Source organism: Rhodothermales bacterium (assembly GCA_013002345.1).
Lineage (GTDB): Bacteria > Bacteroidota > Rhodothermia > Rhodothermales > JABDKH01 > JABDKH01.
Genome location: JABDKH010000331.1, coordinates 1 through 11,254, shown reverse-complemented (window position 1 = coordinate 11,254; position 11,254 = coordinate 1). Strand labels below are relative to the sequence as shown.

The window sequence follows — 11,254 nt, the reverse complement described above, 5'->3', positions numbered from 1 at the left end:
CTTCTCCGACAACGTGATGCGGCGGCGTTGACAGCGCTTCTTGCCGACAGAGCTGACGTGGGGCTGATTCAAACCGGATCCGCGTGGCTCACGCTCGAAGGTGACACGGCGCGTCATGCTGTGCTGGTGTCAGCCGTGACGAGTTCGATGGGAGAGATGGGAGACGCCGAGATCGTCGCCGGTCGTTTTCTGGTAGATGCAGACACCTCCGCCGTGCCTGCGCACACAGTGATCACGTCGAGTCTGGCGGCGAAGCTTGACACCGATCCGGCTGTGCTGGTCGGTCGACGAGTTCGGATCCTGGGAGACAGTTTTCTTCTCGTTGGCGTGGTGGAAGGCCCCGCCGGGTCCAGGTCTTCGAGGATGCTCGTGCCGTTTGGCTTTACATCGGATCGGCTTAAGATGTTGGCCGACAAGGCGCCCGTTGCCATCGTTCGCGCCCGGCGTATCGAGGACGTAGAGGAACTTCGAGTATTGATCGAGTCGTGGCTGGAGACGCGATTCGGATCGGCCGACGGTTTGTTTTCGGTAGCGACGTCCCAGGCGCGCGTGGCGCAGGCCCGCCGGGCGATGCTGGTGTTCAAGCTGGCCCTTGGAGCGATCACAGGAATCTCGCTTCTGGTTGGAGGCATCGGCATCATGAACGTCCTTCTGGCGTCGGTCAGCGAGCGTACGCGAGAGATCGGAGTGCGCAAAGCGGCAGGCGCTCGCTACAGTGACGTACTCGTGCAATTCCTCGCCGAATCGGTGTCGATCACCGGAGCCGGTGCACTGGCTGGCGTTGTCGTGGGCGTGGTCGGATCGTTTGGCGTGACGGCCATTATTCGGATGATCACAGAAGCACCGATGAAAACGACTTTCACCTGGTGGTCGATTCTCCTTGCCGCTGCGGCGGCGCTCCTGGTCGGCCTCGTGTTCGGCACTTACCCCGCGCGCAAGGCGGCCAGGCTCTCGGCGTCCGATGCCATGCGGTACGAGTAGATCCGTCGGGCGTTCTCACGCCTCATTCGTCTCGCGATGTACGGGAGGACACGAGTCTGACGTAGGGGATCCCTGTTCCCGGCGTCCCGCACTTGAACATGTCGGCGCCATAGTCGAAACTCAGCACAGCTTTGCACTCGACCCCACATCACCGGATCCATATGTCTCACCGCATTCTCATCCTGGGCGCTGCCGGCCGGGATTTTCACAACTTCAATGTCTTCTTTCGGGATAACCCCGAGTACGACGTGATCGCCTTTACGGCGACGCAGATTCCCAACATCACGGATCGGCGGTATCCGGCTGCGATCGCTGGCGAACTTTACCCCGAAGGAATTCCGATCGAACCCGAGTCGTCCATGGAGGACCTGATCCGCGATCACGAAATAGATGCGGTCGTGTTCAGCTACAGCGATCTCAATCATGCCGACGTGATGCATCTTGGATCTCGTGCCCTGGCGGCCGGCGCGGACTACTGGTTCCTCGGGCCCAACCGGACGACGATTCAGGTTCGCGTTCCCGTTGTGGCGATCTGCGCGACTCGCACCGGCGCAGGAAAGAGCCAGACCAGCAGGTATGTCGCTGCTACTCTCGCAAAGCTTGGGCGCAAGCCGGTCGTAATCCGGCACCCGATGCCGTACGGAGATCTCGCGAAGCAGATCGTGCAGCGCTTTGAAACGCTCGACGATCTCGACCTGCACGACGTGACCATCGAGGAGCGCGAGGAATACGAGGCTCACATCGTCGCCGGTCGCGTGGTGTATGCAGGCGTGGACTACGAGAAGATTGTGCGCGAAGCCGAGAAGGAGGCGGATGTGATCATATGGGATGGCGGCAACAACGATCTGCCGTTCTACAAGCCGGATCTGATGATCGCCGTGACCGATGCGCTTCGAGCAGAACACGCGGAGCAGTATCACCCGGGAGAAGCCGTGGCCCGAATGGCCGACGTCGTGGTGATCAACAAGGTTGACACCGCTTCAAAAGATGAAACGGAACGCGCGCGCGCCGTGGTGAGCAAGATCAACCCGACGGCGAAGATTGTTGAGGCTGCGAGCCCGATTCATATTGAGAGCGGAGAGGACCTGCGCGGCAAGAACGTCATCGTCATTGAAGACGGACCAACACTTACGCACGGCGGGATGGCGTACGGGGCCGGGTGGATCGCCGCCGAGCGCTATGGAGCGTCGGAGATCGTCGACCCCAGGCCGTTCGCTGTCGGTTCGATCCGCGAGACGTTCGAGAAGTACCCGTCGGTCGGACCCGTGTTGCCCGCGATGGGATACGGTGACGAGCAGACCCATGAGCTTGAGGCGACCATTGCCGCGGCGCCGGTCGATGCGGTCATCGTCGCGACGCCAATCGACCTCAGTCATGTCGTAAGGATCGACAAACCCGTGTTTCGTGCGCAGTACGAGTTTGCAGAACACAGCGATCCCACGCTGGCCGGAATCATCATGGAATGGATCGACGGCCAGTAGCCCCGGCCGCCGGCTTCATCATTCTGTGGTCCGGAGCTTGACCCGCGCGTCGACGGCTATGGCCTCGTTCGACTTGGGCGGTACGATAAGAGGATTGATCTCGATCTCCGCAACGGCAGGGTACTCATCCATCAGCTGGCCCAGTCGACAGAGTGTCTCACGCACGCCGTCGAGTCCGCCACGGTAGAGGCTTCGGGGTCCAATGAGCTGCTTTCCACCGTACGTGGAGGAGAACATGTCGTCAAGATCCTCTTCCGACAGGGGCGCGAGGCCGAACACGACATCGTTCATTGATTCAACGTTGGTACCGCCCGTTCCGAACATGACCACGGGGCCGAACTGCGGATCCCGTACCGCACCGACCACCAGTTCGAGGCCTCCGGGTACCATCTTCTGCACGCAGATCTGACTTTGATTCTGCGGGATGCCGGCGGTCACGGTAGACAGGTCAGCAAATGCGCGCGAGACGTCGGTTTCGGATGCCAGATTCAGAGCCAGTCCGCCGACGTCCGACTTGTGCACCACGTGACGCGAGCTGATTTTCATGGCGACGGGCAGACCTTCTTCGAGCGCGATCCGTACGGCATCCTCGGACGAGTCGGCAGGACGCGTGCGTGCGATTGGTATGCCGGCCGCAGCAATGATCGCTGACGCAGTCGTGAGATCGAGGAAGCCTTCGTTCGATTTGTTGTCGTCCAGAATGGTCTCGATGCTTTTCGAATCGAGAGAACAATCGAGAATTCTCAGGTGGCCGTTGCTGAGGAACTCGGCACGCTTTGCTAGCACGCTCATGGCCGTGACGGCGCGTTCCGGGAAACGATATTCCGAGACGCCGGCGGCGCGGAATCGGCGGACTGCGTCGCGGATTCGTTCCTCGCCCATGGGAACGACGAGGACAGGTTTGTCACCCTGGCGAATGATCGGAATGATGGCCGATGCCACATCCTCTGCGGCGTACATGGGCGGTGGCGGCATGATAACCAGGACGCCATCCACTCCATCGTCCTGCATAATGATGCTCAGGCATTCCGCGTAGTCCCGGGGGCCGGCGGCTGCCAGCATGTCAACCGGATTTTGGGTGTTCGCCGCGGGATGAAGTCGTGCCTGCAACGCAGTGCGTGTCTTTTCGCTGAACACGGCCGGCAACAGTTCCTCCGCCGAAATGGCGTCCATGGCAGCGACAGCCGGACCTCCGGCATTCGTCAGGATGGCAACTCTTCGTCCTCGCGGCAGCGGAGAATTCGCGAGTGCGCGGGCCCATGCAAAGAGCTCTTCGGTGGTCTGCGCGCGGAGGATACCGTTTCGACGGAAGGCCGCCTCGTATACCGCGTCCTGGCCTGCCAGCGCGCCCGTGTGCGACGCAACGGCCCTGCCTCCGGCCTCGGAGCGACCCACTTTGAGAGCGATGATCGGCTTGTGGCGTGAGACACGCGATATCTCGCGTACGAATGCGCGACCATCCGAGACACCTTCCAGATAGACGGTAATGACGCGCGTATGTGGATCGGCTGCAACGAGTTCGAGCGCCTCCGACTCCGTGACGTCCACCTGGTTACCGAGGCTGATCAACGCGGACAGGCCGAAGCCCTGGCCGGTCGACCAGTCCACGACGGCGGCGCAGATCGCACCCGACTGCGACACGAATGCGACGCTCCCAGGCTTCATCTCGCGTGGCGAAAGGAACGTGGTATCGAGCGGGACATGGGTGTGGATCAGCCCAACGCAGTTGGGACCGATCAGACGGCATCCCCACTCTTGTGCGACCCTCAGGATTTCATGTTCCAGTTCGAGCCCTTCCTCGCCGACCTCCTTGAAACCACCCGAAGCGATGATGATCGACTTGATCCCTCTCCGGCCACAGTCGGCGATGGTCTCGGCGACGAACCTGGCGGGCACCAGCACGACGGCCAGGTCTACGGGATCGGGTACCGACTCTATGTCGGGGAACACGGGCCGACCGAGAATCTCGCCTCCCTTGGGATTTACAAGATGAATGCCTCCACCGTACTCACTGTTGATCAGGTTTCTGGTGAGGCCGAAGCCGAGTTTTTCCGGACTTGCCGTTGCGCCGATGACGGCGACACCCGTGGGGTTCAAGAAGGGTTTGAGTTCGGCGATGTCGGGATGAAGGTCGGTGGGGTCTGTGTGGGCGAATGCTTTATCCGTCATGTGGGTTGTCATGCCGGTACTTTTTCTCCGGCGATTTCTTTTGCAATGTCGAGAAGTTTGCGGCACGCGAGTTCGATTGTGGGGCGCGGCGCCGCGTAGGAAATCCTAAAATAGCCCGGCCTGCCGAAGTCTGTGCCTGGGACGACCAGAAGCAAGTGCTTTCGGGCCCGGTCAATGAAATCAACTTCTGCCTCGGGGGTTCTGACGAAGAAGTAAAACGTGCCGTCGGGGTCTGCGTACTCGAAGCCCCCGTCGTCCAGTGCCTGGCGAAGCAACTCGCGTTTCTCCCGGTAGTGTGAGATGTCGACTCGAGCGTCGACGGATTCCGCAATCACCTTCTGCATGAGGGCGGGCGCGTTGACAAATCCGAGGGATCGATTGCACATCGCCAGCGAGCCGATAAGAAGGCCCCAGTCGTCCGTCTGCAGCGACGGATTGATCGCCACGTAACCGATGCGTTCTCCCGAAATGCTGAAGGATTTTGACCAGGAATAGCACATGAAGCTGTTCCGATAGACCGATGCCGGCGACACGAATGCCTCATCGGTGTAGAGGATTTCGCGATACGGCTCGTCCGAGATCAGGAAGATCGGATGGCCTCGCCGTTCCGATTCGGCGGTCAGTAGCGCAGCCAGCTTCTCAAGAGATGATCGGGAATAGACTCTGCCGGACGGATTGTTCGGCGAATTGACCATGACGGCTCGCGTCTTGTCCGTAATGGCGCCGGCGATGCGGTCGATGTCGAGATCGAAGTGGTCGTCCGTATCTGCCAGGCGGACGACGCCGGCGTGGGCCTCGACGTAGAAGCGGTATTCAACGAAATACGGGGCTATGACGATAACTTCTTCACCGCGTGCGAGCAGCGTTGCCAGCACAATATTCAGGGCGCCCGCAGCCCCCGTCGTCATGATGATCTTGTCCCTGGTTATCCCGTCGAAGTATCGGTGCTGGTTGAGGTAGTCGGCGATGCGCCCCCGAACGTGCGGATAGCCGGCATTCGGCATGTAGGCGTGATGCCCTTTCAGGGCCGCGACTCTCTGCAGCGCTTCCAGGAATTCCGGCGGCGGGTCGAAGTCGGGATTGCCGATCGAAAGGTCGGCGACGGCGTCCGCTCCGTGTGAGGCCTTGAGGCGCAATCCTTCTTCAAACATGCGCCGAATGGCCGATCCTGAGGTAAAGTACCGGGCGATGTGTTCGGCAACGACCCTGTCTGTCATCGTACTGTGTTTTGAAGCTGAAAAAGTATCCAGATCGGTCCGGGGGAGGGTGCCGATCGGCTCAGGCGCAAGATATCGGCTGGGCGCCGTGTGATGCTGACAGGTTTCCCGACACCGACGTGCGAAGACAGACGGTATCGCGACGAGCGGTATTCCCTTACATCCGATGACGGGAAGGCAGGATATTTGCTGGAAGCGCTTTTTTGTACTCTCAGATAACGTTTTGGAACCGAATAGATGAGCACCTATGAGCACGAAAACAGCTAAGAGGGACCGCCCGAAGCCGTTTCTCTTCCCTCAATTCTGCAAAGCCTGTGGCCGGTGCATCGACGCGTGCCCCACAAATTGTATTGAGTTCAGCACCGAGATCGACCCCGCCACCGGACTGACCCCGGTAATCATTGATATCGATCGCTGCAATGGCTGCGGATTGTGCTTTGACGCCTGTCCGGAGCCTTTCGGGCTCATGCCGTCGCCCGGAAAGGATTTCGACCCCGGCGTCACAGACCCGGAAACGTGGTTCGGCCCGAAATCGACCACTGCGCCGAAGCCCGTCGCCATTCCGGATGGCAGCGTGCCCGTACCTGCCATGGAGACTATGGTGCTCAAGGGAACGCACGCGTCGGCAGTGGGGGCACTGCTGGCGGGATGCCGACATTTCTTCGGCTATCCGATAACGCCGTCAACAGAAGGCGCGGAACTGCTTGCGAAGGTCCTGCCCGGGCTCGGTGGCGTATTCGTTCAGGCGGTGAGCGAGGTGGCAGCGGTCAACATGATGTACGGGTGCGGCGGTGCAGGTCTTCGAACCATGACGTTCACGAGTTCACCAGGTTTTAGTCTGATGCTCGAGGGGATCTCCTACATGGTGGGAGCCGAGGTGCCGGCTGTTTTCGTCAACATCATGCGCGGGGGACCGGGACTCGGCAACATTGCACCCGAGCAATCCGACATCAAACTCGTGTGCCGTGGACTTGGTCACGGCAATACGCATGCGATCGTCCTGGCCCCGTCGTCTCCGCAGGAGATGCTGGACCTTACGATGCGTGCGTTCGACCTCGCGTTCAAGTATCGCAACCCGGTGATCATCGCCGGTGACGGGTATCTAGGTCAGATCACGGGCCGTGTGGATCTTCCGCCGCAAATGGTGAAGCCCGGCCTGCCCGAATGGGCCGTGCACGGTGACGAGGCTCATCGGGCCAATCTGATCAACTCGATTCGATTGGCGGAGCATGATCTGGAAAATCACAACATCTCGCTGAACGAGAAGTATCGGCAGATGACGGAGGCGGAACAGCTCTCCGATTCGTTCCTTTGCGAGGATGCGGAGTGGCTGGTTGTCGCGAGTAATACCCCGGCGCGTGTGGCAAAGGGAGCCGTCCGTTCGCTTCGCGACCGAGGCATCAAGGCCGGTCTGTTCCGGCCGGTCACGCTCTGGCCGTTTCCGATCAACGATCTCCTGCCGCACGCGAAGCGGGTGAAGGGAATCGTGATGGTGGAGGCGGGACCGGGTCAACTGGAAGACGAGATGAGGCTCGCACTGAGCTTCGCCGATCGTGATGGACCACCATTCATTGATCGGGTGCAGCGTTACGGCGGGGTACTTCCCCAACGTATGGAAATCGTAGAAAAGGTCATCGCTCTGGAGGCATCGAGAAATGGACAGCGTGTTTTATAAGCAGTTTGAACGCCACGGCGGCGGCGACGGCCTGAAAGCCCATGCAACGCACTACTGTCCGGGGTGCGGGCACGGACTCATCCACAAGTATGTTGCGGAAGCGATTGACGAACTGGGGGTTCAGGATCGCACCGTCGCGATCTCCCCGGTCGGTTGTTCGGTCTTCATGTACTACTACCTCGACGTGGGGAACAGCCAGGCCGCGCACGGTCGTGCTCCGGCCGTCGCACTCGGACACAAGTTCGCGAATCCGGAGTCGGTCGTGATCAGCTATCAAGGTGACGGCGATCTCGCATCCATCGGGCTGGCGGAGATCCTGCAGCTTGCCCAGATGGGCGTGCCGATCTCCGTCATCTTCGTGAACAACGCGATCTACGGGATGACGGGTGGCCAGATGGCACCGACCACCCTGATGGATCAGAAGACGACGACGACTCCGGGGGGCCGAGAGCGTGTGACGGGCCAGCCTCTGAAAGTCGCCGAGATGATCGCACAGCTCGAAGGTCCGATATACGTGGAGCGTGTGGCTCTTTTCAACAACAAGCAACGATTCCGTGCGCGCAAGGCCGTAAAGAAGGCGATACAGCTTCAGATCGAGAACCGCGGTCTCGGGTTTGTGGAGGTGCTGTCTGAATGTCCGACCCATCTCAAGATGACGCCGGAGGACGCGCAGACCTGGGTGGAAGAGAAAATGACCGAGGTATTTCCACTGGGCGTGAAGAAGGATGTCGAGGCCGAGCCGTGGTTCGATCCGGGCAAGCCCCTCTTTGAGGCGAAGGCGATCCTGGAGCAAATCGGCGCAACAGACGACCCGGTCGATCGCCATGGACGCGGATTTCCGGTGCACATCGATCCCGATGACGTGTCGGTGAAGTTCGCCGGTGCGGGAGGAGACGGTGCACAGACTCTGGCGAAGCTCACGTGCGTGACCGCAATCAATGAAGGACTCGACTCGACGTATATTCCGAGTTACGGTCCGGAGTCACGGGGCGGGACGTCCTATGCGGATGTTCACATTGCGCGCGAGGAAGTCCTCTCGCCGGCGGTTCCGGATCCGCACGTGCTGGTTGTGTTCAACGCACCGAGTCTGGAGAAATTTGCACCGACGGTCAGGAAGGGCGGGACGGTACTCTATGACGAGACCGTGATTTCGAAGGTACCGCAGCTCGACAACGACGTTCGAGTGATCGGCGTACCGTTCACGCAGATCGCGCACGATCTGGGCAAGACCAGGGTCAAGAACATTGTGGCCATGGGTGCCATGCAGGCGGCCACGGGATTGCTCGAGCGCGAGAGTTTGCTGGCGGCGCTGGAGCAGGCCATGCACGGCGATTGTGCGATGCTGGAGTTGAATCAGCACGCGTTTGCACTTGGAATGGAAGCCGTTGAAATGGTAGCCTGACCGCATGTCGTTCCGATCTTTTCTGCGCTCGATTCGGACCGCGGGGCGAGGTGTGCTCGTAGGCCTGCCGGAGGCTGCGACCGACAGCAATCCGTTTGAGCTGTTCGGCGTGTGGTTGGCGGCGGCCAGGGAGTCAGGGGTGATCGAGCCGACCGCCATGACACTGGCAACGGCAACGGCGGATGGTGCCCCTTCGGCGCGCATGGTTCTCCTCAAAGGCTTCGACGAGCGCGGGTTCGTGTTCTACACGAATTACGAGAGTCGAAAAGCGATCGAGATTTCGGAGAACGATCGTGTGTCGCTCGTCTTCTACTGGCCGGTGCTTCTGCGACAGGTCACGGTGGAGGGACAGGTGCAGAAGGTGAGTCGCGAAGAATCGGCGGCGTACTTCGCTACGCGGTCACGTGGCAGTCAGCTTGGCGCGTGGGCATCGCATCAGAGTCGTCCGCTCGGCAGTCGCGAGGAACTGGTCGCGCGCGTCGAGGAGATGAACGAGAGATTTCGGGATCGGGACGTGGAGCTCCCGCCTTTTTGGGGCGGTTATCGTGTTGTACCGCAGCGGATTCACTTCTGGCAGGGGCGTTCGGATCGACTGCACGACCGGATCATGTTCGAGGGGGATGGAGACGTGTGGGTGGGCACGAGGCTCAATCCGTAGACGGTGCTTCCTGGCACCTTTTGCGTCGCGTTTTGCCGTCAATACCATTCTCCAATTCCTCACGGCGCAAACCTCTCCTGTCGACGTTCTTGCGCAATCGTGACACGGTGGGTGCAATGAGATGTGCGTCGGCAGCAGGTCTGTGATCTGGAGGGTTGTCGCTCTCGTAGCGATATGCGGTTGTACTGACCCGTCCAAAAACGCTGTAGAAGGTTTCTGGGAAGGGACATTCCTGCCTGAGTCAGGGATGAATCTGACGCTGGCGTTTCAGTTCGAAGTTGATCCGGACAGCGAGCAATCGGGACGGGTCTTGCTCTGGGATGGAGAAGTTCAGATTCAGGACGATGAGCTTTCGGAAATACGACACGATGGGCCGCGTCTCGCGTTCAGGATTCCTGCAAAGGGGACGACATTTACCGGTGAGCTTGTCGCGGACGGTGAGCGCATAGCCGGCCGTTTCGGCTTTCCGGACGGGTCGCAGCATGAAGTCGATGTCGCACGAGTAGCCGGCCTTCGATACGCCCGCACGATGCCTTCGAGCGTCGAGGATGGACAATCTCTCGTACTCGAGATCAGTCGAGCAGAGGCGAAGGAGGACGTTCAATTTCTGATGTCCGTTATTGCGCGCGAACACCCGGCACCGTACCGTTTCGTTGCGGCGGACAGTTTGAAGGCGGCCGCGGATCGGATTGCCAAGAGTCTGCCGGCCACCGTGTCAACAGAGCTCTTCCTGCAAGCACTGCGACCGCTCATGGCTTCGGTCAGGTGCGTACACACTTCGATACGAGCTCCTGAGTCCCTGGAGGCAAAGACATCGGCGGAGTCGGGTCATTTGCCATTCGGTATCCGGATCTTTGGTGGTCGCACCCTGGTGACCGAAACGCGGGGTCATGATAAGGTCGACCTCGCATCCAGAGTAGTCTCCATCAATGGCACCGCCATAGATGAAGTTGTTCGGATCATGATTGCTTCGATTTCAGCCGATGGCTACTCAGACGCGTTCCCAATGCACGTGATCAACCGCGGTTTTGCCCGTGCTTACGCCGCGGCGTTCGGCCGGACCGATAGCTTTACGCTGGAGCTGGTACGGACGGACGGAACCATCTATGTCGCAAACGTAGACGGCACGCCCCTCTCGTCCGATTCAGAGACGGAGCCGCTCCGCCTGTCACTCAGCTTTCGTCAGGGCACTCGGATCGCCTATTTGAGAGTTCCAACATTCGGGCCTCCCGATCTGGCAGGCGCGATGTCGGCGCTTGACGGCTTCTTTGGGGACATCGTCGAAAGGGGCAGCGCTGCGCTCATCGTCGATCTTCGCGGCAACACCGGGGGGCATCCTCGGTTGGCTTCGCAGCTTTTGTCACACCTTGTCGCCGAGCCGTTCCGGTACTTCGTTGGCGACTCGACGGGCAGTGGCGACCTCGCGATTCTCTATCGCGAACAGACCCCAGCGAGCAACACGTTCACCAGGCAGGTGGTCGTCCTGATGGACGGGGCCGGGGTTTCAACGACCGGCCATTTTCTCGCACTCGCCAGGGTCTTGCGAGTCGCGACGCTCATCGGTGAGTCGGGCAGCTCGTTCTGGTCGAACGATAATAGCCACAGGGCTGTGCTCCCTGCCTCTAACCTTGAGGTCAACGTCCCAACGCACATCTTCTCAACCGTCTCCGA

General features: G+C 60.2%; 8 protein-coding genes. 6 read left to right on the top strand and 2 right to left on the bottom strand.

Annotated features, from left to right (window positions below; all coding sequences use genetic code 11):
• Both HKN37_15800 and HKN37_15795 read left to right on the top strand, forming a co-directional pair.
• On the top strand, nucleotides 1–981 hold a 981-nt coding region (locus HKN37_15800; protein ID NNE48115.1), incomplete at its 5' end, for an FtsX-like permease family protein.
• Between the two features lie 161 nt (nucleotides 982–1,142).
• A complete protein-coding gene (locus HKN37_15795) occupies nucleotides 1,143–2,462 on the top strand; it encodes a GTPase (protein ID NNE48114.1) in 1,320 nt (439 codons plus the stop codon).
• An 18-nt stretch (nucleotides 2,463–2,480) separates the two neighbouring features.
• Here HKN37_15795 and HKN37_15790 read toward each other — a convergent pair whose 3' ends face one another.
• Complete coding sequence (locus HKN37_15790) at nucleotides 2,481–4,631, bottom strand: CoA-binding protein (GenBank protein ID NNE48113.1); 2,151 nt, start codon at nucleotides 4,629–4,631, stop codon at nucleotides 2,481–2,483.
• Between the two features lie 8 nt (nucleotides 4,632–4,639).
• Nucleotides 4,640–5,848: a pyridoxal phosphate-dependent aminotransferase gene (locus HKN37_15785; protein ID NNE48112.1), complete on the bottom strand. Its 1,209-nt coding sequence runs from the start codon at nucleotides 5,846–5,848 to the stop codon at nucleotides 4,640–4,642.
• Between the two features lie 247 nt (nucleotides 5,849–6,095).
• Here HKN37_15785 and vorB point away from each other — a divergent pair, with 247 nt between their 5' ends.
• The 4 genes from vorB to HKN37_15765 all read left to right on the top strand — a co-directional run.
• Nucleotides 6,096–7,523, top strand: a complete 1,428-nt coding sequence (gene vorB, locus HKN37_15780) for a 3-methyl-2-oxobutanoate dehydrogenase subunit VorB (protein ID NNE48111.1) — start codon at nucleotides 6,096–6,098, stop codon at nucleotides 7,521–7,523.
• Nucleotides 7,504–8,925 carry a thiamine pyrophosphate-binding protein gene (locus HKN37_15775; protein ID NNE48110.1) on the top strand — a complete coding sequence of 474 codons (1,422 nt, stop codon included), beginning with the start codon at nucleotides 7,504–7,506 and terminating at the stop codon, nucleotides 8,923–8,925. The genes vorB and HKN37_15775 overlap by 20 nt, the downstream gene beginning before the upstream one ends.
• A gap of 4 nt (nucleotides 8,926–8,929) precedes the next feature.
• Nucleotides 8,930–9,583 carry a pyridoxamine 5'-phosphate oxidase gene (gene pdxH, locus HKN37_15770; GenBank protein ID NNE48109.1) on the top strand — a complete coding sequence of 218 codons (654 nt, stop codon included), beginning with the start codon at nucleotides 8,930–8,932 and terminating at the stop codon, nucleotides 9,581–9,583.
• Nucleotides 9,584–9,830: 247 nt separating this feature from the next.
• The coding region (locus HKN37_15765) for a hypothetical protein (GenBank protein NNE48108.1) at nucleotides 9,831–11,254 on the top strand (1,424 nt) is incomplete at its 3' end.